Source organism: Polaromonas sp. P1_F8 (assembly GCF_056405635.1).
In genome coordinates, this window is the sequence record NZ_JBFUBS010000003.1 from 159,141 (window position 1) to 178,355 (window position 19,215).

The 19,215-nt window shown below is 61.9% G+C and carries 19 protein-coding genes; 4 read left to right on the forward strand and 15 right to left on the reverse strand.

Features of this window, described 5'->3' with window-relative positions:
- The first annotated feature begins 11 nt into the window (after nt 1-11).
- The 3 genes from AC1D1J_RS12530 to AC1D1J_RS12540 are packed head-to-tail and all read left to right on the forward strand — an operon-like array spanning nt 12 to nt 3,878.
- Complete coding sequence (locus AC1D1J_RS12530; RefSeq protein ID WP_477688075.1) at nt 12-1,292, forward strand: UDP-glycosyltransferase; 1,281 nt, start codon at nt 12-14, stop codon at nt 1,290-1,292.
- A 25-nt stretch (nt 1,293-1,317) separates the two neighbouring features.
- The gene (locus AC1D1J_RS12535; protein ID WP_477688076.1) at nt 1,318-2,538 is read left to right on the forward strand and encodes an N-acetyl sugar amidotransferase; all 1,221 of its coding nucleotides are present in this window, start codon (nt 1,318-1,320) and stop codon (nt 2,536-2,538) included.
- On the forward strand, nt 2,535-3,878 hold the full coding sequence (locus AC1D1J_RS12540) for an amidase (RefSeq protein ID WP_477688077.1): 1,344 nt from the start codon (nt 2,535-2,537) through the stop codon (nt 3,876-3,878). The genes AC1D1J_RS12535 and AC1D1J_RS12540 overlap by 4 nt, the downstream gene beginning before the upstream one ends.
- Before the next feature lies 1 nt (nt 3,879).
- Here AC1D1J_RS12540 and AC1D1J_RS12545 read toward each other — a convergent pair whose 3' ends face one another.
- The 9 genes from AC1D1J_RS12545 to pseB are packed head-to-tail and all read right to left on the reverse strand — an operon-like array spanning nt 3,880 to nt 11,852.
- A complete protein-coding gene (locus tag AC1D1J_RS12545; protein WP_477342318.1) occupies nt 3,880-4,764 on the reverse strand; it encodes a hypothetical protein in 885 nt (294 codons plus the stop codon).
- A complete protein-coding gene (locus AC1D1J_RS12550; protein ID WP_477688078.1) occupies nt 4,757-5,284 on the reverse strand; it encodes a GNAT family N-acetyltransferase in 528 nt (175 codons plus the stop codon). Before AC1D1J_RS12550 ends, AC1D1J_RS12545 begins: the two co-directional genes overlap by 8 nt.
- A 5-nt stretch (nt 5,285-5,289) precedes the next feature.
- Nucleotides 5,290-6,579, reverse strand: a complete 1,290-nt coding sequence (locus tag AC1D1J_RS12555; protein ID WP_477694858.1) for a DegT/DnrJ/EryC1/StrS family aminotransferase — start codon at nt 6,577-6,579, stop codon at nt 5,290-5,292.
- Nucleotides 6,576-7,616 (reverse strand): Gfo/Idh/MocA family protein, encoded by a 1,041-nt coding sequence (locus tag AC1D1J_RS12560; RefSeq protein WP_477688080.1) that lies wholly within the window; start codon nt 7,614-7,616, stop codon nt 6,576-6,578. Before AC1D1J_RS12560 ends, AC1D1J_RS12555 begins: the two co-directional genes overlap by 4 nt.
- A complete protein-coding gene (locus AC1D1J_RS12565; protein ID WP_477694859.1) occupies nt 7,613-8,245 on the reverse strand; it encodes a glycosyltransferase family 2 protein in 633 nt (210 codons plus the stop codon). Before AC1D1J_RS12565 ends, AC1D1J_RS12560 begins: the two co-directional genes overlap by 4 nt.
- Nucleotides 8,227-9,306, reverse strand: coding sequence for an N-acetylneuraminate synthase family protein (locus AC1D1J_RS12570; RefSeq protein WP_477688082.1), 1,080 nt, complete (start codon nt 9,304-9,306; stop codon nt 8,227-8,229). The genes AC1D1J_RS12565 and AC1D1J_RS12570 overlap by 19 nt, the downstream gene beginning before the upstream one ends.
- Nucleotides 9,293-10,153, reverse strand: a complete 861-nt coding sequence (locus AC1D1J_RS12575; protein WP_477688083.1) for a dTDP-4-dehydrorhamnose reductase family protein — start codon at nt 10,151-10,153, stop codon at nt 9,293-9,295. The genes AC1D1J_RS12570 and AC1D1J_RS12575 overlap by 14 nt, the downstream gene beginning before the upstream one ends.
- Before the next feature lie 2 nt (nt 10,154-10,155).
- Nucleotides 10,156-10,848 (reverse strand): pseudaminic acid cytidylyltransferase, encoded by a 693-nt coding sequence (gene pseF / locus AC1D1J_RS12580; protein ID WP_477688084.1) that lies wholly within the window; start codon nt 10,846-10,848, stop codon nt 10,156-10,158.
- Nucleotides 10,845-11,852 carry a UDP-N-acetylglucosamine 4,6-dehydratase (inverting) gene (pseB, locus tag AC1D1J_RS12585; RefSeq protein WP_477688085.1) on the reverse strand — a complete coding sequence of 336 codons (1,008 nt, stop codon included), beginning with the start codon at nt 11,850-11,852 and terminating at the stop codon, nt 10,845-10,847. Before pseB ends, pseF begins: the two co-directional genes overlap by 4 nt.
- A 57-nt stretch (nt 11,853-11,909) precedes the next feature.
- Between pseB and AC1D1J_RS12590 the strand changes: the two genes are divergently transcribed.
- On the forward strand, nt 11,910-13,799 hold the full coding sequence (locus AC1D1J_RS12590) for a polysaccharide biosynthesis protein (RefSeq protein WP_477688086.1): 1,890 nt from the start codon (nt 11,910-11,912) through the stop codon (nt 13,797-13,799).
- Between the two features lie 4 nt (nt 13,800-13,803).
- Here the strand turns inward: AC1D1J_RS12590 and AC1D1J_RS12595 are convergent, their stop codons facing one another.
- The 6 genes from AC1D1J_RS12595 to truA form a co-directional block, all read right to left on the reverse strand.
- Complete coding sequence (locus AC1D1J_RS12595; protein ID WP_477694860.1) at nt 13,804-14,466, reverse strand: LON peptidase substrate-binding domain-containing protein; 663 nt, start codon at nt 14,464-14,466, stop codon at nt 13,804-13,806.
- 112 nt (nt 14,467-14,578) lie between these two features.
- A complete protein-coding gene (gene accD, locus AC1D1J_RS12600) occupies nt 14,579-15,451 on the reverse strand; it encodes an acetyl-CoA carboxylase, carboxyltransferase subunit beta (protein WP_477688088.1) in 873 nt (290 codons plus the stop codon).
- Between the two features lie 123 nt (nt 15,452-15,574).
- Complete coding sequence (gene trpA / locus AC1D1J_RS12605) at nt 15,575-16,393, reverse strand: tryptophan synthase subunit alpha (RefSeq protein WP_477694861.1); 819 nt, start codon at nt 16,391-16,393, stop codon at nt 15,575-15,577.
- Nucleotides 16,390-17,691 carry a tryptophan synthase subunit beta gene (gene trpB / locus AC1D1J_RS12610; RefSeq protein ID WP_477688090.1) on the reverse strand — a complete coding sequence of 434 codons (1,302 nt, stop codon included), beginning with the start codon at nt 17,689-17,691 and terminating at the stop codon, nt 16,390-16,392. The genes trpA and trpB overlap by 4 nt, the downstream gene beginning before the upstream one ends.
- Nucleotides 17,669-18,394 (reverse strand): phosphoribosylanthranilate isomerase, encoded by a 726-nt coding sequence (locus tag AC1D1J_RS12615; RefSeq protein ID WP_477694862.1) that lies wholly within the window; start codon nt 18,392-18,394, stop codon nt 17,669-17,671. Before AC1D1J_RS12615 ends, trpB begins: the two co-directional genes overlap by 23 nt.
- Nucleotides 18,391-19,185: a tRNA pseudouridine(38-40) synthase TruA gene (gene truA, locus AC1D1J_RS12620; RefSeq protein ID WP_477688092.1), complete on the reverse strand. Its 795-nt coding sequence runs from the start codon at nt 19,183-19,185 to the stop codon at nt 18,391-18,393. The genes AC1D1J_RS12615 and truA overlap by 4 nt, the downstream gene beginning before the upstream one ends.
- Nucleotides 19,186-19,215: the final 30 nt, after the last annotated feature.

Here is a 19,215-nt window from a genome sequence, read left to right on the forward strand (position 1 = left end):
CGGCCGATCTCATGAGCGATGTCGCTGTTTCCGCCACCGGCTGCGACGTGCTTTTCGTGGTCTACGGCAGCGGCCATATCGGCAAGGTGGCTCCAGTCATGAAGCACCTGCAGTCACTGGGCGCCCGTTGCGAATTACTGGCGCTGACCTTGGGCTACCAGCAAGCTCGGCGGCTTGGTGTTGAGCCGCGCGGCTACGCGGATTTCCTGCACCTGGTCGACCGCGAAGCGGTGCTCGCGCGCGGCCGCCAATTGCTCGATGGCAACAGCCACCCCGACGTCGACCCGTTCGAAAGTCAGTGTTATCTGGGGATCAACTACGAGGAGTGGGTGCAGACCCATGGTGAGGCCGAGGCCGCACGCCGATACGCCAGCACGGGCCGCCGCGGTTTTCTGCCGGTGCGCTTCATCGGCAGCGTGATTGACGAACTGCGCCCTGCGGTGGTCGTGAGCACCGGGTCGCCGCGCTCCGAACAGGCCGCGATCGAGGCCGCCGTTCAGCGCGGCGTGCCCAGCCTGACGATGGTCGACTTGTTCGGCCTGCCGCACGACGCCTACTTGCGCAACGAGGTGTTCGCGGACCGCATCACGGTGTTGTCGGATTTTGTGCGGCGCAACTTGCTGGCCGCGGGGATCGCCGATTCGCGCATTGCGGTGACTGGCTGTCCCGCCTACGAAGGCCTGTTCGATCCGGCGCATGCGCTGGCCGGCGAGGTGCTTCGCCGCACTCTTGGCTGGCAGGGCCTCAAGGCGGTCATGTGGGCCGGCAATTTCGAGGAACCCGGCCCCGGTGTGAGCGCGGAGAACCTCGGTACAGGCTTGGCGCTCGACGTCGAACGCCGGCTGCGCACATGGGTCGAGGCGCGTCCCGACGTCGCGTTGTTGATCCGCTATCATCCGAGCCAATACCATCTGTTTCCGGACCTGGGCGCGCATCCCCGGATCTACCGGAGCGTGCCGACAGAGGACGCACTGGCGCCGCAGTTGCACCTGGCCGACACGCTGGTGGTGCAGACCAGCACGGTCGGTTTCGAGGCAGCACTGATCGGCCGGCGCGTGCTGAGCCTGTCCTGGTCGCCGATGGTCATTAACCTTGATTTTGACTATGGTCGGCTCGGTTTGGGAGAATCCGTGGCATGCGCCGCGGATCTGCTGCCGACTCTCGAACGCGAGCCGTTTCGTCCGATCGACCGTTCTGTGTTTCCGCCGCCGGGGCTTGCGACGCCGCGCGTAGCGGCGGAGATCCTGGCACTGGCCAGTGCGCGTGACCGGCAGTTTCCGCTTCCGACTTGATATCCCTATTTTCAGCGAGCGCTCCATGACCCCACCGTTTGCCGATAAACCTTTCCCTCATCTCCAGTACTGCGTACGCTGCTGCGTGCCGCAGACGCAGGAGGGCGTAGTGTTCGACGAGCTTGGCGTCTGCCAGGCCTGCCAGTCGGCGGAGCAGAAGATCCACATCGACTGGGCCGCGCGTGAGCGCGACCTGCGCGCGACCCTGGAGGCCGCGAAGGCCTCGGCCGGCAATAATTACGACTGCATCATCCCGATCAGCGGTGGAAAAGACAGCACCTTTCAGCTGCATGTGCTGACCAAGATCTACGGCATGAAACCGCTGGCCGTGACCTTCAGCCACAACTGGTACAGCGAGACTGGCTGGTACAACCTGCAAAACTCGCTCGAGCAGTTCAACGTTGACCACATCATGTTCACGCCGAACCGAAGCGTCGTGAACCGCATCGCGAAACATTCGCTGGCCGGCATCGGTGATTCCTGCTGGCACTGCCATGCCGGCGTCGGCGCATTCCCGCTCCAGGCGGCGGTTCGCTTCAACATTCCGCTGCTGGTCTGGGGCGAGTCGATCGCCGAGAGCTCGGGCCGTGCCTCCTACAAGAATCCGGTGCGCAAGTTCGACAGGGAGTACTTCACCAAGGTCTCGGCCAAGCTGCGGCCCGACCAGATGGTGCGCGACGACCTCAGCGAACGCGATCTCTACCCGTTCAACGTGCCATCGGCTGAGGAGTGCGAGCGCGTCGGCGTCTACGGCATCCACCTCGGCGACTACATCTTCTGGGACGACGAGCGCCAGACCGAATTCGTGCGCGACGTTTATGGCTGGCGTGAAACCCAGATAGAGGGATCCTATAAGCGCTACAAGAGCGCCGAATGCATCATGCCGGGCGTGCACGACTACACGAACTACCTCAAGCGCGGTTACGGCCGGGCGACCTTCCATTCGAGCGTCGACGTGCGCGCCGGCCTGCTGAGCCGCGACGAGGCCTGGCAGCTGATTCGGGACAACGACGGCGTGCGCCCCGAGGGCCTCGACTATTACCTGAAGATCACCGGTATGACCGAAGGGGAGTTCCATGCCACGATGGAAGGCCACCGTCGGCCCGAAATGAAAAATGTGGTGATCCCTATTTACCCGAAGCCGGCGCCGAACGAAGAAAAACTCGTGCCGCATCCGCAGCAGCTGATAGCGCGCGTGCAGGCCGATACCGGTGCGCCAGCGGCTGACGACGAGGCCGCCGCATGAGCGGCCGCTTGCCCAGCATCGCCGCGATCCTGCAGGGTTACCGCGACGGCAGCCTGACACCGCTCGACGTCGCGCGCCATTACATCGAGGTCTACACCGCGCAGGAGCCGCGCTACCACGCCTGGGAATGCTTCGACCCTGAGTTGTTCCTGACGGCCGCCCGTGCCGCGACCGAGCGCCTGCACGCGGGCGAGGCGCCGCGCGCGCTCGAAGGCATCCCGTTCGCGGTCAAGGACATCTTCAACACGGCCGACTTCCCGACCCAGATGGGTAGCGAACTTTGGCGCGGGTTCACCCCTGGCAATGATGCGCGCGTGCTTTACGACATCAAGCGCCTCGGCGCGATCGTGCCCGGCAAGACCGTGACGGCCGAGTTCGCCGTGCATTCGCTCGGCAAGACCATCAACCCGCACGCGGCTGACCGCACGCCGGGCACCTCCTCGAGCGGCTCGGCAGTCGCGGTCGCCACTGGCATGGCACCGGTCGCTCTCGGCACGCAGACTGCCGGCTCGATCATCCGACCCGCGAGCTTCTGCGGTATCTGGGGCTGCAAGCCCTCGTTCGGGCTGGTACCGCGCACAGGTACCCTCAAAACCACCGATAGCCTAGACAGCATCGGTTTCTTCGTCAACCACGCAGCCGACCTCGAACCGGTATTCGAGGCGCTGCGCGTGCATGGTCGCAACTTTCCAATCAGCGATGCGGCGCTCAGCGACGTGGCGCGTCAGGCGGCGCCCGTCGGCCGGCCCTGGCGGATCGCTGTGGTGCGCCCGCATGTCTGGCGTCACGCGCCAGCCTACGCGACGAAGGCGTTTGACGCTTGGTGCTCGCGCCTGGCCCGCAACCCGCGCTTCGAGCTGTGCGAGGCGGCGCTGCCGCCGTCGATGCTGCGTTCGCATATCGTGCACGAGACGATCTACAACAAGGCGCTGGCCTACTATTTCCAGGAAGAGTTCAAGCGCGCCGAGCTGATTTCGCCTGTGATGAACCGCCTCATCACGGCCGGCCAGCTCGTGACGCCGGCCGAATACCAGGCAGCGCTCGACGAGCAGGTCGCGATGGCGCGCGACATGGACGCCTTCTTCGCCGATGCCGACGTGATCGTCACGCTCAGCACGGCCGGCGTGGCGCCGCCGCGCGATCAGGAAGAGGCGCCCGATTCGGCGCTCATGTGGACCCTGACGCAGCTTGCGGCCGTCAGCGCGCCGGTGTTTTCGTCGCCCGAGGGTCTGCCATTCGGGTTGCAACTGGTGGCGCGCCGGTACAACGACCCCCTGCTGTTCCGCTTTATCGCTGAAGCCGGTACGCATGGGCTGCTGACGCCGACCGCGCCGGTCTAATCTAGAGCGCGACGAGCTCGCGCATGTGGCACAGGCCGGCCTGCGGTAGCCTACAGGGTGGCGCTTCCGGCGGCAGAGTCGACAGAGTCCTGCGCCCGGCGGCCAGCGCAATCACCAGCGCCGTGCTTTCACAGCCAACCACCCATTCAGCGCGGCTGATGGCCTCTGCGAGGTTGGGCGCATCGTCGAGTGCGACGTCCAGGCCATTCTGGCGTGTCAGCCAGGCGTCGTATTTACCGGCTTCGTCGGACGGGTGCGGACGCAGCCGAATCGACCAGTCACGCCGCGCGCCGAGCCGCGCCAGATTTGTGACGAAATAATCGAGCGCCTCGAATTCACCGGGCTGAGCCAGGCCAGGCCAGCTATAACGCAGAGGCTCGAGCACATAGAGGATGCGACCGGCCTGCGTCGGTGCCGGCGCAGCGATCGCCGCGACCTGATCACGCAGATAAAGGTTCTCGACCTGCCGCAGGGGCATGCCGGGGAATGTGCTGGCGGCGATCGCCAGCGCGTCGGCGTCGGCGACCCAGATCTCGTCGGGCAGCACCCGCTCGCCGGCACGTTCGAAACGCGCCGCGTAGTTTACCCAGTGGTCGATCAGCGCGACGCTCTGCAGGCCTAAGGAGCGCGCACGTCGCCGTGCCTCATGTTCGAGATCGCTGGCCCAGCCTGTGCCACTGAGCAGCGAGCCGGCACTGGCGAGCGCGCTGTCGAGCTCGAGCGGCTGCAGCGGCGCCAAGCCGCTGGCGCGCCAGATCGCGGCGGCCGGCCCTTGCATCACAGGCAACCAGACCTTTTGGGTTTCGACTCGCAGCGCCGCGACGATGATGTTGGCGGCGCCCGCGTCGTGACACACCACGGCGACCGGAGCGGGCAGCTCAAGCATCGCCGAAACGCGCGAAATAAAGGATGTCCTGGGCTGCGCCGTCCACGATCTCCTGGCCGCGACGTACGCCGTCGGGCTGCATGCCGGAGCCGTGCATTAGGCGCAGCATCGGCGTGTTGCAGCCCAGCGTGCCGGCCGTGACCTTGCGCAGGCCGCGTGCCTCGAGCAGCCAGGTCATCAGGGTCGACCAGGCGTCAAAGCCGAAACCGCGGCCGCGCGCGGCGGGCGCCCCGATCATGATGCCCATGTCGGCGGTGCCGTGCTGGGACGCGACATAAGCCGTCATGGTGCCCAGCAGGCGCTCGTCGACCCGATCGCACACGCCGAAAAAAAAGTTCGGCGAGTCCTCAAATGAAGCGAGGTAGCGCAGGCTGCTATCCCGGTCGTGTCGCACGAAGCGCTGGTTGCTGTAGCGCATCAGCAGCGGATCGTTGAGCCAGCCAAGGTAGTCGTCGGCGATGTCGTGCGCGCTGAACGGCCGTAGCACGACCTTGTCGCCTTCGATCAACGGCTGTGACATCGGGCTCAGGTCGCCGCGCGCAGCGCGTCGAGGTTACGCCAGACCTTCTCGAACGCGCCGATCACGACTTTGACGTCGTCGCTCGAGTAATCGTTGAGGCAGATGTTGATGCCCATGAAGGTCTCGCTGTGGAGTTTTTCGGCGACAGGGCAGATGCCGTGCGCGTAACTAACCTCGCGCTCGCAGTACGGCGAGTTCCATGGAAAGCCCTTGCTGCCGTAGGCGATGCGGTTCTGGAATAGTGGGTAGAGGTGGACGTTCTGGTAGCCGTTCATGATGCCGGGCAGGCCTTCGGCGCGCAGCGCGGCGACGATCTTCTCGCGCGGGACGTCGAGCAAGGCGGTATCGAGCGTGATGCCGTAGACGTAGTAGACATGGGTGCAGCCGTCGGAAACCTTTGGTGTGGTCAGGCCCGGCAGCGCGGCCAGGCCGGCGTTGAGCTGGACCGCGACGCGCTGCCGGCCCTCGATGTTGGGGCCAAGCTTCTTGAGTTGTTCGGTAGCAATCGCCGCCTCGATCTCGCCGAGCCGGAAGTTGTAGCCGAGCATGTTGGAGAGCTCGTGCGGATCGTTGCTGTCGATCACGGCCTCGGCGTGGTTGCGGATCAGGCGCAGGCGCTCGGCGTAGCGGTCGTCTCCGGTGACCAGGATGCCCCCCTCGCCACAGTGGATGTGTTTATGGTAGTTCAGGCTGAAGCCGCCGATGTCGGCCAGCGTGCCGGTAGCTTGGCCGTAGTAGGTCGCGCCGGGGGACTGTGCAGTGTCGCAGAGCAGTTTGACGTTGTGGCGCGTAGCGATCTCGCGCAGCGCCCGCATGTTGCAGGACTGGCCGAAGATATCGACCGCCATGATCGCGCGCGTGCGCGGCGTGATGAGTTTTTCGACGCTTGCCGGATCGATGTTGAAGGTCTGCGGATCGATGTCGGCGAATACCGGTATGCCGTTCCACTGCAGCACCGCGGTCGCGGTTGCGACCATGGTCCAGGGGCTGGTGATGACCTCGTCGCCGGGCTCCAGGCCGATCGCGCCGACCGCTGCGATCAGGCCCGAGGTCCAGGAGTTGACAGCGATTGCGTGCTTGACGCCGAAATGTTTCGCGGCGGCGTCCTCAAATGCGCGCACACGTGGACCTCCCATGAATGCCGCGCCCGGCGCGCCGATATAGGCCGACAGCACGCCGCTGCGGATCACTGCGGTTGCGGCCGCGAGCTCTTCCTCGCCGATAGTATTGAAGGGCTTGAAATGGGTTTGTACTGCGGGGGTGCCGCCGAGCAGGGCGAGGGTCTGTGTGTTCATGCGGTGGCCTGAAAGGGTCCGGGTGTCCCGGGGGGGGTTGACGGTGATGATTCTAGTGACATGGCGCGCAGGAGTTCACAGAGGCGCTGCGCAATCAGCGCGCTGTCGCCGTCACTGGCGAGCGCGGTGTCCGCGCGCAGCGCTCGATGGATGTTGGTTACTGCGTTCGACATCGTCGCGAGGTAGCCGCCGGGTCGGATTTCGCCTTCGGGCAGCGCGCGGTAGCCAGCAAACTGCGGGCTCGGTTCGGCAAGCCGGTGGCGCCAGCGCATGCCGCCGTCCTCCATCGCGATCACTGCGCGCTCGGTCACGAACTGCAATTCGAACAGCGAATAGTCGGCCGCGTGGCCGGCGTTGAGGCTGACCTCGACGCCGTCGCGTGTGCGCAGCAGCGCTGGCACAGTCGGGTCGGCAGGCCAGTGATCGTAAAGCGGTGCGCCCGCGTGGCGCGCCTCGAGCGGGCCGAGCAGGTCGTGCAGCAGGTCGATCATGTGGCTGCCGTTGTTGAGCACGCCCTTGTTGTAGTGGCCGCTGACCGAACGAAGCGCTCCCCAGTGGCCGCTCGCGAGTTCGCCGCGCAAGCGCACCACCTCGGCATCCCAGCGCCGGTTGTGGTTGACTGCAAGCAGCACCTGTTGCGTGGCGCAGCGTTGCACCAAGTCTTCCGCTTGCGGGAGGCCGGCGCAGACCGGTTTTTCGCAGAATAGCAGCCGCGGGTCCAACGCCAGCGCTGCGATGCCATCATTGTGATGGGTTGCAGTGGGCGAGCAGATGCTGACTACATCAAATCTGGCGCCGGCCGACTTGGCTTCGGCGATGTTCGCATAGCCAAGCGCAACGCCCCAGCGCCGCATGAAGGCAGCGCGTTTCGGTGCGTTGGGTTCCACGCATGCGTCAAGGCTGAAACCACCGTGGGCAAGGTAAGCGCCGGCGTGCGTGCGCGGTGGGGCACCGGTTGCGGTGTCAGCGTCAAAACCACCGGCGATATTGCCGCAACCGATCAGCAACACCCGGAGTTTGTCTGCCTTTTCGTTCATAAGGAGAGCGCGAGCGCGCGAAAAATCTTCAGGTTCGCCGAGAGCTTGCGACCAAAGCGCGGCTCCCCTGTCCGGTCGCGTACCTTGACCGGCACGTTCGCGAGCCGGTAGCCATTGCGCGCCGCGAATAGCGCGAGTTCCGCACCGATCGAGCGGTAGGCGTCGAAATGTCCGAGTGCGCGGTAAACACCGATGCGGTAGGCCTTCATGCCGCAGAGCGGGTCGGCGATGCCGAAGCGCTGTGTGTACCAGGCGAACACATGCTCTGCCACCCGCGGCTTTCGGTCGCGCACGCCGAGCACCACGTCGGCGCCGGATTCGAGGCCGGCGATGAAGTCAAGCAGAAGCTCCGGATTGTGCTGACCGTCGGCGTCTAGTGTGATGACGGCTTCGCATCCGAGCCGGTCGGCTTGGGCAAACCCGCTGCTGAGTGCTGCGTCATAGCCGCGATTGACCGCATGGCTAACGACCAGCGCACCGGCCACACGCGCGGCTTCGGCAGTATCGTCGGTGGAGCCGTCATCGACGACGATGCATTGACCGTAGCAGCGCGCACCGCTCACTACAGCGGCGATGCTCGCCGCCTCGTTGAGCGCCGGGATCACAAGGGCTATTCGAGATCGGTCCACTTCAGGTGGCCTCCGGCGGCAACGTCGTGACGCAGCTTGCGTCCAAGCAATTCGGACAGGTGGTAGGGTGGGATGGCATCGGCCGGGCAGGGCCGCAATACCTCAAGGTCGGCATCCGTGAGGAGCGCGCCAGCGCCCAGCGCAGCTTTCGCGCGGATCGCACGGCGCTGCAGTACGACTGTCTGGCGCTCGTTGGGTTCGACCACCTTGACGCCGTCACCAAGCGCGTTCTCAAGCTCGCGCGTGCGCTCGACCATCTCACGCCAGCTGCGAGGGTCCATCGAGAACTTGTGGTCGGGACCAATCCTGCCGATGTCGTCGGTGAAATGTTTTTCGATCATGCGCGCACCTAGCGTCACGGCGCCGAGCACCGTCGCGTGGCCGGGTGTGTGGTCACTCAGGCCGAGCACAAGGTCTGGGTACATGGAACGGTAGGCGTTCAGCACGTTGAGCTTGATGTAATGGAAGTTCTCGAGGCTGGCCGTGTAGTTGGTATTACATTGCATCAGGCACATCTGTGGATTGATCGCGAGTCCGGCCGACACCGCGCGGTGCACGTCGTCGAAGGTTGATGCACCAGTGGCCAGGATATAGGGCTTGCCCTTGCGAGCGATGTATTCGACCATCGCGGTCCAGGTGATGTCGCCCGAGCCGATCTTGTAGGCCGGCACGAAGGGGTCGATATGCTCGACCAGCGCCATCGAATAGGGGCTCGTGAAAAAAGCGATGCCAGCCTGGTCGCAGGTTTCCTTGAGCGTCTCAGTCCAGTCGAGGCTCACGCTCGCGTCCTTGTAGACCTCGAACACCGATTTTTTCCAGCTTGCCTGGTGCGACTGGTCCCCGCCCAGACTCCGAAAACCGTGGTCACTGACAATCGTTGCGGCGGTGAAGTGTTGGAACTTGGCGGCATCGGCACCGGCCTCGGCACAAAGATGTATCAGGTCCTTTGCGCGCTTGAGATCGCCGTCGTGATTGGCTGCGATGTCGGCGATAAAGTAGGTTGGGAAGCCCTTGCCAATCGCCTTGCCGTTGATATTGAGGGTGTTTTCAGTGAAGCTCACGGTAATCCTTTGCGGCGAGTTGAATCTCGGATCCGAGGTTAGGTAAGGCTTGGCCAAAGATCTCTTCGAAACGACGGCTGTCCATGCACATTGCTTTGGGCCGCCAAGCTTTTAGAAAGGTCGCATTGGCAGCAAGGCTCCGGCTCATCGCTGCGGTCGGCAGGCCGAGAGCAGTGGCGAACGCGAACGCAAAGTCCGCCTTGCTCATGCCTCCATGCGAGCCCAGATTGAAGACACCGTGCTTACGCTGCGACGCGACAATTGCAATCATCTCGCAAAGGGTGGCCATCGACAAGGGAGAAAAGCGTACGTCGTCGAATACCTGCAGCGGCCGGCCTTCACTCAGCGCATCGAATAGCCAGTCAGTCAAGCTGCGCCGGGTCGGATGCCGGCTCAGGCCAAAAAAATTACTTCGCAGCACGGTTGCATCTGCGCCCAGCGCAGCCAGTTCGCCTGCGTACTTGCTCATCGCATAGTAGTTACCGGGGCAAGCCTGGCTCTCATCGCTCGAAGGATCGCGGTTGTAGACTTGGTCTGTCGAGATATGGATCAGGTGCGCGCCGACTGCTGTGCTAGCGGCTGCGGCATTTTCCGCGCCCAGGACATTGGCCCGCCAGGCTTCCTGTGGATGCGTCTCGCAGCGGTCTACGTCGGTCAATCCAGCTAAGTTAATGACCACTTCCGGAGAAACCCGGCGCATCAGCGCCAAGGTCGCGACCGCGTCGCCCAGATCGGCGGCCATCGCGCCACATCGGCCGTGGCTGCCAACGCTGTGGCCGTGCGCCGTCAGGTGCGGCACGAGACAGGTACCGAGCATGCCACTTGCGCCTAGCACCAATATCTTCATCGTCAACGCAGACTGGAGCCGAGAGCCTGGTAAATCAGTTCAGCGCGGCGCCAGTCGTCTTCAGAGTCTATATCGACGACGCGCCAGTGTGGAATCGGCAGCCCAAGCCCTGCCGTATGCATTTTTTTGTGCGCCAACCAGGCTGCGGCCTTGCCCCAGTAAAACTGGCCGGCGTCGTGAAAACTCTTCTCGAGATCCTGGGTTCGCGTCATTTCGTGTTCCGGACTGAAAAATGTCATCTGCCCGCTGTCGAGCCGGCGCATAGCACGCTGGATCGGGTGCGCATATTCGGTCACCGGGTACACGAAGTCGGCGTCGCGCTCCAGGCAAAGGCGTAACGCGCGAGCCATGTCTTCGCCGCTGAGCAGCGGCACGCAGGGGTAGATGCAGCATGCATGTTCGACTTGCCAGCCATAATCCCTGCAGGCCTGCACCGCATGGGCGATCACCGGTACGGTCGGCGTGAAATCATCAGCGAGCTCGGCTGGCCGTGTGAACGGCGCTTCGGCTCCGGCCGAACGTGCAATCGCCAGAATTTCGGCGTCGTCAGTCGAGACCACCACATGCTCGAACAGGCCGCTTTGTAGTGCAGAGGATATCGTGCGCGCGATCATTGGCGTGCCATAGAACGGCTTGATGTTTTTGCGTGGAATGCGTTTACTGCCGCCACGCGCGGGAATAATGGCGATTTTCATGCCTCGATCTTCCCAACCTGTTCTCCGATCAATCGTCTAAGCTGATCTACACTGAGGTAGTCAGGGTTGCTGCCGCTGTCGTAAGCAAAACCGGGGAGAACCCTGCTGGCCTTGAAAGCCTCGCAATAGGACTCGATCGAGAAAGCGCCGGCCGAAGGCAGAATTGCGTAATAACGGCCAATGTCGACCGTATTCGGACCGTCGCTCGACGTGATCATTTCTTCATGGATCTTCTCACCGGGCCGAATCCCGACTATCTCCTGACGGCATTCGGGCGCAATCGCCGTGGCCACATCCGTAATGCGATAGGACGGTATCTTGGGAACGAGTACTTCGCCACCCCAGGCATTCTCAAGTGACCACAGCACCATATCGACACCTTCCTGTAGGGAGATGTTAAAACGGGTCATACGTTCATCGGTTATTGGCAGAACGCCGGTTTTACGCCGCTCGAGGAAAAAAGGAATTACAGAACCCCGGCTTCCCATTACATTCCCGTAGCGCACAACTGACAATCGTATGTCGCGGTTGCCGCGTATGTTGTTTGCAGCCGTGAATAGCTTATCGGAGCAAAGCTTGGTCGCTCCATATAGGTTGATCGGCGCCGCAGCCTTGTCGGTCGATAGCGCCACAACGCGTTGAACGCCGTTGGAGAAGCAAGCTTCGATCAGATTTTGTGCGCCAAGTACATTGGTCTTAATACATTCAAAGGGGTTGTATTCGGCGGCTGGCACTTGTTTGAGTGCCGCAGCGTGAACCACGATGTCGATGCCCTCCAGCGCTCGAGTAAGACGCGACTCGTCACGGACGTCGCCAATAAAATACCGAAGGGCTGGATACTGGCGTTCCGAAAATACCTGCTGCATTTCGTATTGCTTGAGTTCGTCGCGCGAAAAGATCACCAGGCGGCGTACCTCGGGGTAGCGCTCCAGCACTGTTCGCACAAAAGCTTTGCCGAACGACCCCGTGCCGCCGGTAATTAGAATGGATTTGTTGTTCAGCATAGGATGGCCGGATAAATGCTCCCTAGCTCAGGAGGATAGCGGGTACGAGCACAATGTATGAAGTCCTGGCCATTATATGAATGGCCGCTGGGCGCCTGCGGTTTTTATCGCCTCGGAATTAAAAGCGTGAAAAAAATAAACTATCACTCTGCCAGCCTTTCCATGCTTTCGTTTGATGTAGCGTTTTTGCTGGTCAGCTGGTGGTTGGCATTCTGGTTTCGCTTCAACCTCGATATTCCAGAGGACTTTGACGCTCTAATCCGCAGCAGTTACGCTCTGGTCGTTGTTGGCTACGGTATCCCCCTGATGTTTGGAGGCCTGTATCGCCATGTCTGGCGTTACACGGGCATTCCTGAGCTACGACGATTGATGATGGCCTGCGTCGTCGGTTCGTTGCTGACAGCTGCCATCGTACTTATGCTGCGCTTACCCAGTTTTCCGCGTTCGGTGCTGCTATTGCATCCGATTTTGGTGTTGATGCTGCTTGGTGGAACACGCGTTGGTTGGCGGATGCTTTTTGAGCAGAAGCATTCAATCATCGGTGCCAACCCTATTCTTATAGTCGGTACCATGCAAAATGCCTCGTCAGCATTTAACGCGTTGCGTCAGTCGCGGCAATGGTATCCGGTCGGTATCGTGTCGCCGCTAATGTCCGAGCAGGGACGTTATGTGCACCAGATTCCAGTTTTGGGAGTGGCCGAAAACATTGCAGATATTGTCAAGACCACTGATGCCAAAGCAGCGTTGATTGCTTGCCCACAGGGAACACTGGGACGGCAAGCCCTGATGCTTCAAGCTAGCGCAGCCGGACTGCCTTTGCTGACAATGCCGCGGGCTGACGAATGGCTTGGAGGTGGAGACAATGCCGTCAGAAAAATCGAACTCGAGGATTTGTTGGGTCGGGATTCGGTACAACTCGACGTCAAAACCCTCGCAGAGCTTTTTTCCGGTAAGACGGTGATGATTTCGGGTGCGGGGGGGTCTATTGGCTCTGAATTGTGCCGCCAGATCGCGCGGCTCGGCGTCGCGCGAATGGTGTGCATAGACTCTTCCGAGATTGCGATTTACAAGCTGGAACAGGATTTGCGGCAGGCCTATCCCCAAATGCAGGGTCTTTACTATACGGCAAATGTGCGCGAGATCGAGCGCATACGCGCTATCGCGGTGCTGTACAAACCATCTGTGGTGTTCCATGCCGCGGCCTATAAACATGTGCCATTGATGGAGTATCACAATGAAATCGAAGCGGTCCGCACCAATATTTTGGGGACTTTGAATGTGGCGAAAGTCGCTGGCGAATGCGGCGCTGCGCGGTTTGTACTGATTTCTACGGACAAGGCGGTCAATCCGACCAATATCATGGGTGCAACCAAACGCATGGCCGAACTGGTCGTGGGGGGGGTTGCATTGGATCACTCAACAACCCAATTTGTTTCCGTCCGTTTTGGCAATGTGCTTGGTTCCAGTGGTTCGGTTGTTCCACTATTTACGGAGCAGATTGCACGGGGAGGGCCGATCACTGTCACCCATCCTGATATCGTGCGCTATTTCATGACCATACCGGAGGCGGCCCAGCTTGTGCTGCAGGCTGGGCTAATGGGAAAAAGCGGGCAAATATACGTGCTGGACATGGGTGAGCCGGTCAAGATCGCCGATCTCGCGCGCATGATGATTCGACTTTCCGGAAAGACTGAACAGGATATCCCTCTCGCATTTACCGGCTTGCGACCGGGAGAAAAGCTTTATGAGGAATTATTGGCTGATGACGAGACTACCGAACCGACACCCCATCCCAAACTGCGCATTGCCAAGATATCGGGGCGTCAAGCGGTTGCCATTGAAAGCGTAACGGATTGGATCGCTAAGGCGGGTCCGTCGCCTCTGAGTAGCGATCTTCGGGCTTGGCTCTGCAGCCACTTGCCGGAATATCGCCCCCAAATCTATTGAGATCCTACAGCGAAATTCCTGTGCGTTCCAGAATGTCGCTCACCAGCTCCAGCCTCATCAAGGGGTTGTCCAGCGCCATCAGGCGCTGCTTGAGCTCCAGCGGGATGGGTAACAGCTCGCACCAGCGGTTGGACACCCAGCCGCAATCGTCCAGCCGGTAGGGCACCAGCAGCGGCATCTGGGCCTGCGGTATGTCGCGCACCTGCAGGCTTTTGATCAAACTGCCCAGCGCGTCGGCGGTGCCCTGCAGGTCGGGCGGAATCGCGACGGGCTGGTCGTCCTGGAGCCGGGTGACGTCGGCAATCCACAGGCCATGCCTGAGTTTTTCGCGGCGGGTGATTTCAAAGCGCTGTGCACCGGTGCAGCGTATGACCATCAGGCCCGGCTGGGGGATGGAAAATTCAGTGATGGTGGCCAGGGTGCCCACGGTGCTGAAGGCCTCGTTTGCAAAGCCGTCGCCCGTGGGAGCTCCGGCATCGGCGGGCCGGCGCACCTCGGAGCCTTCGGTGAGCGAGACAACGCCGAAAGGCGCGCCGGCCTTGTGGCATTTGCCGATCATGTCAAGGTAGCGGACCTCAAAGATGCGCAGCGGCAGCACGCCGCCGGGGTACAGCACCGCACCCAGCGGGAAGAGGGGGAGGGAGCTCAGCGTCAAGGCTTCTGGCATGGTCTCATCGTGCTTTGGAGTGCGGTGAACCACATCATCCCATGTGACCCGAGCGGTGAACTTCTCGTGCGTCTAATACGCTTTGCTCCAGGGGCTTTTCGAGGGGAGGTTCTCAGCTGACGGCATCAGCCGGTTGGCGCAGCAGCATGGCCAGGGAATTGGCCACGGTCCTGCGCAGTTCCCTGCGATCGCAGATTAGGTCAACCGCGCCTTTGGTCTGCAAAAACTCGGCGCGCTGAAAGCCTTCAGGCAGCGTGACGCGCACGGTGGACTCAATGACGCGCGGGCCGGCAAAACCGATCAGGGCCTTGGGCTCGGCGATCACGATGTCGCCCACGAAAGCAAAGCCGGCGCTCACACCGCCCATGGTCGGGTCGGTCAGCACGCTGATGTAGGGCAGGCCTTTTTTGGCCAGGCGGGTCAGCGATGCATTGGTTTTGGCCATTTGCATCAGGCTTAGCAGGCCTTCCTGCATGCGTGCGCCGCCGGTGGCGGTAAAGCAGATGAAGGGCACTTTTTGCTCAATGGCCGCATGCACGCCGCGCACAAAGCGCTCGCCCACCACGCTGCCCATGCTGCCGCCCATGAAGTCAAACTCAAAGCAGGCGACCACCACGCCGATGCTGTGAACGGCGCCGCCCATCACCACCAGCGCGTCGGTTTCCTGGGTGTTTTCGAGGGCTTCTTTCAGGCGCTCAGGGTACTTGCGGCTGTCCTTGAACTTGAGGGCGTCTACGGGCAGCACTTCCTGGCCGAGTTCATAGCGGCCTTCGGGGTCCAGAAAGGCGTCCAGCCGGGCGCGTGCCCCTATGCGGTGGTGGTGGCTGCACTGCGGGCAGACATTCTGGTTTTTCTCCAGGTCGGTCTTGTAGAGCACGGCCTCGCAACTCGGGCATTTGATCCAAAGGCCTTCGGGCACACTGCGGCGCTCGGTCGGGTCAGTGGGGCTGATTTTGGGCGGGAGGAGTTTTTCTAACCAAGACATGTGTCAGTCCTTGTTGTGTCGTGCAGCGCCTGGGCGCCTATCGCTTCAATGCCTTTTGGGCTTTTTGCCGGGCGAAAAGCGCAATTATGCGCCGGTTTCACCCAGTAAAAGAGGCACCGAAAGTCAGCCTAAAGCAGTACGGATTTCTTTCAAAAAGTCATGGGCGACCGTCGCCACCTTGTCACGCGGCTGGTTTTCAATCAGCTGGATGATCTTGCTGCCGATCACGACGGCGTCGGCCACCTTGCCGATGGCTTTGGCTGTGGCAGCGTCGCGGATGCCGAAGCCCACGCCCACGGGCACGTTCACATGCTTGCGGATGCGCGGTAGCATGGCTTCCACGGCGTCCACGTCCAGCGTGCCGGCGCCTGTTACGCCCTTGAGCGACACGTAATACACGTAGCCGCTGGCGACTTCGGCCACCTGGGCCATGCGTGCATCGGTGCTGGTGGGGGCCAGCAGAAAGATCAGGTCCATACCGTGGACGCGCAGCCGGGCGGCGAATTCCACGCACTCTTCAGGCGGGTAGTCAACGATGAGCACGCCGTCCACGCCGGCCTGCGCGGCATCGCGGATAAAGGCGCTTTCGGTTTTGCTGTCGCCATGCTTGATGTCATAGCGCTCAACCGGGTTGGCGTAACCCATCAACACCACGGGAGTGGTGCTGTCTTTGGTGCGGAACTGGCGCACCATCTCCAGCACCTGAGCCAGGCCGATACCAAGGGACAAGGCCTTTTCACCGGCCTTCTGGATGACCGGACCATCGGCGCTCGGGTCGGAAAAAGGCACGCCCAGCTCAATGACGTCGGCGCCGCCAGCCACCATGCTGTGCATCAGCTCGGGGGTGATGTCGGCAAAGGGAAAGCCTGCCGTGACATAAGGAATCAAGGCTTTGCGGCCCTGGCTCTTCAGCGCGGAGAAAGTAGTGGCTATGCGGCTCATGATTGCACCCCGCTGCCCTTGGCGCCGCTGGCGTCGAACGATGCGGCCGAAGCCGCGCCGCCCTTGACGGAAAAGCCGCGCATGGAAGGCCGGTCGTAAAACTCAGCGCCTGAGAGATCCGCCACGGTTCCGATGTCCTTGTCGCCCCGGCCCGAGAGATTCACGAGCAGGCTCTGGTCAGGACGCATGGTGCGCGCCATCTTCATCGCGCAGGCCACGGCATGGCTGGATTCAAGCGCCGGGATGATGCCTTCGGTGCGGCACAGGTAGTGAAAGGCTTCCAGCGCTTCGGTGTCGGTGATGCCGACGTATTCGGCACGGCCGATGTCTTTGAGGAAGGCATGCTCGGGGCCGACACCCGGGTAGTCGAGGCCCGCGCTGATGCTGTGTGTTTCAGTGACCTGGCCATCGTCGTTTTGCAGCACATAGGTGCGGTTGCCGTGCAGCACGCCGGGCAAGCCCCGCTGCAGCGACGCCGAGTGCTTGCCGCTGTCCAGGCCTTCACCGGCAGCCTCGACGCCGATCAGGCGGGTTTTGGCGTGCTGGATGTAGGGATGGAAGATGCCCATGGCATTGCTGCCGCCGCCCACGCAGGCGATCACTGCGTCGGGTTGTTTGGTGCCGATGAACTCCGGCATCTGCTGCAGGCATTCCGTGCCGATCACGCTCTGGAAGTCGCGAACCATCATGGGGTAGGGGTGGGGGCCCGCCACCGTGCCGATGATGTAGAAGGTGTTGTCCACGTTGGCAACCCAGTCGCGCATGGCTTCGTTGAGCGCGTCTTTGAGCGTCTTGCTGCCGCTTTCGACCGGCACCACGGTGGCGCCCAGGAGGTTCATTCGGTAGACATTAGGGCTTTGGCGCTTGACGTCTTCGCTGCCCATGTAGACCACGCATTCGAGGCCGTAGCGCGCGCAGATGGTGGCCGTGGCCACACCGTGCTGGCCGGCGCCGGTTTCGGCGATGACACGCGGCTTGCCCATGCGGCGTGCCAGCATGGCTTGGCCTATGGTGTTGTTGATCTTGTGCGCGCCGGTATGGTTGAGGTCTTCGCGTTTGAGGTAAATCTGCGCGCCCCCCTGTTCACGGCTCATGCGTGCGGCATGGTAGATCGGAGAGGGGCGGCCTACGAAATGCGCCAGCTCGGAGTGGAATTCAGCGAGGAACTCCGGGTCGTGCTGGTATTTGGCGTAAGCGTCTTTGAGCTCGTTGATGGCATGCGTCAGGGTTTCTGAAACAAAACTGCCGCCGTAAATTCCGAAATGGCCTGAAACGTCAGGCTGGTGGTACTCGTACATGGTTAAGACTCTTTGCAAGTAGTTCGTCGGCGGCGCGAACGGCCGCTACAAACTGGTTGATCTTGTCGGCGCTTTTGATTCCCTTGGAAATCTCGACGCCCGAACTGACATCAACGGCCAGCGTTGTGCAACGCGGCCTGACTTGCAAAATGCCATCGATCACGTTTGCAGGCGTCAATCCACCAGACAAAACGAGGTGAGCGTTGACGTTTGGAGGAAGAAGTGACCAATTGAATGTTTTCCCGCCGCCGCCATAACCTTCGACATGAGCGTCGAGCAGGATGGCTTGTGCGGCCTTGAAGTCTTGTGCGTATTTTACGAGATCGAAGCCGGCAGGGGTTTTCGGCGTGTTTTCAGTGTTTTCTTCACCTAATGGGATGCGTGCGGCGCGCATGAAGGGCCGGCCCGCCTCCAGGCAGGTTTCGGGTGTTTCATCACCATGAAATTGCAGTAAAGCCGTTGGTATGCCTGCACACGTAGCTATGATTTTTGTAGCAGGCGCATTCACAAAAAGCAGCACCGGCGTGACAAAGGGGGGCAGGCGCCGAGCCAGCTCGGCAGCGCGTCCGGCCGTCACGTAACGTGGGCTGGCCTCGTACATCACAAAGCCGACCGCATCGGCTCCGGCCGCCACGGCTGCATCCACGTCTTCCTCACGGGTGAGGCCGCAGATCTTGATTCGGGTGCGGGTGGTGGGTGTCATGGCAACCAATCATAGGCTGCTGTGCGATTTGGGAGGCCGTAGTGGTCTTCGTAAATCGGTCCCAGGAAGTACAGGCCATCTGGTGAAAAGGTGGGCGCCGCAACATCCCTGCTGCGCGCGTCTCTTACCTCGGCCAGCCAGCCCGGCGGATAGTTGCCCTGGCCGACTGCGACCAGGCAGCCCATGATGTTGCGGATCATGTGGTGCAAAAAGGCGTTGGCCTCGAACTCGAAGCGCCAATATTTGGACCCATGACCCGCGCGCTCGGAAATGTCGATCCGGCTGATGGTTTTGACGGGAGACTTGGCTTGGCACTGCGCAGCCCGGAAAGAGCTGAAATCGTGCTCGCCAATGAGGTGCGTGACGGCCTGTCGCATCGCAGCGCCGTCCAGTGGCCGGTACACCCAGCCGACACGCCCGGCTTCCACGCTGGGCCGCACCGGCGATTCCAGCACCACGTAGGCGTACCTGCGTGCGATGGCGCTGCCGCGGCAATGGAATTCGTCGGGAACCTCGCGTGCCCATTGCACTGCGATGTCACCGGGCAAAAAGGTGTTGGTGCCGCGCACCCATGAGGCAATGTCGCGCTGCAGCGGCGTGTCAAAGTGCACGACCTGCATCAGCGCATGCACGCCAGCGTCAGTGCGCCCGCAGCAGAGGGTACGGATTGGCTGGGCAGCAAACTTGGCCAAAGCCAGCTCGAGCTTGTCTTGCACGGTATTGCCCGAGAGCTGGCTTTGCCAGCCCTCATAAGCACTACCGCTGTAGCTGACGCCGAGGGCAATCCTCACGGTTGAACCCCGGCCGGCGCGCAGTGAACG

What these genes read in the sequence shown, in the direction of transcription:
- AC1D1J_RS12530 (WP_477688075.1), top strand. Translation starts at nt 12, where the DNA reads ATGAGCGATGTCGCTGTTTCCGCCACCGGCTGCGACGTGCTTTTCGTG.
- AC1D1J_RS12535 (WP_477688076.1), top strand. Translation starts at nt 1,318, where the DNA reads ATGACCCCACCGTTTGCCGATAAACCTTTCCCTCATCTCCAGTACTGC.
- AC1D1J_RS12540 (WP_477688077.1), top strand. Translation starts at nt 2,535, where the DNA reads ATGAGCGGCCGCTTGCCCAGCATCGCCGCGATCCTGCAGGGTTACCGC.
- AC1D1J_RS12545 (WP_477342318.1), bottom strand. Translation starts at nt 4,764, where the DNA reads ATGCTTGAGCTGCCCGCTCCGGTCGCCGTGGTGTGTCACGACGCGGGC.
- AC1D1J_RS12550 (WP_477688078.1), bottom strand. Translation starts at nt 5,284, where the DNA reads ATGTCACAGCCGTTGATCGAAGGCGACAAGGTCGTGCTACGGCCGTTC.
- AC1D1J_RS12555 (WP_477694858.1), bottom strand. Translation starts at nt 6,579, where the DNA reads ATGAACACACAGACCCTCGCCCTGCTCGGCGGCACCCCCGCAGTACAA.
- AC1D1J_RS12560 (WP_477688080.1), bottom strand. Translation starts at nt 7,616, where the DNA reads ATGAACGAAAAGGCAGACAAACTCCGGGTGTTGCTGATCGGTTGCGGC.
- AC1D1J_RS12575 (WP_477688083.1), bottom strand. Translation starts at nt 10,153, where the DNA reads ATGAAGATATTGGTGCTAGGCGCAAGTGGCATGCTCGGTACCTGTCTC.
- pseF (WP_477688084.1), bottom strand. Translation starts at nt 10,848, where the DNA reads ATGAAAATCGCCATTATTCCCGCGCGTGGCGGCAGTAAACGCATTCCA.
- pseB (WP_477688085.1), bottom strand. Translation starts at nt 11,852, where the DNA reads ATGCTGAACAACAAATCCATTCTAATTACCGGCGGCACGGGGTCGTTC.
- AC1D1J_RS12590 (WP_477688086.1), top strand. Translation starts at nt 11,910, where the DNA reads ATGAAGTCCTGGCCATTATATGAATGGCCGCTGGGCGCCTGCGGTTTT.
- AC1D1J_RS12595 (WP_477694860.1), bottom strand. Translation starts at nt 14,466, where the DNA reads ATGCCAGAAGCCTTGACGCTGAGCTCCCTCCCCCTCTTCCCGCTGGGT.
- accD (WP_477688088.1), bottom strand. Translation starts at nt 15,451, where the DNA reads ATGTCTTGGTTAGAAAAACTCCTCCCGCCCAAAATCAGCCCCACTGAC.
- trpA (WP_477694861.1), bottom strand. Translation starts at nt 16,393, where the DNA reads ATGAGCCGCATAGCCACTACTTTCTCCGCGCTGAAGAGCCAGGGCCGC.
- trpB (WP_477688090.1), bottom strand. Translation starts at nt 17,691, where the DNA reads ATGTACGAGTACCACCAGCCTGACGTTTCAGGCCATTTCGGAATTTAC.
- AC1D1J_RS12615 (WP_477694862.1), bottom strand. Translation starts at nt 18,394, where the DNA reads ATGACACCCACCACCCGCACCCGAATCAAGATCTGCGGCCTCACCCGT.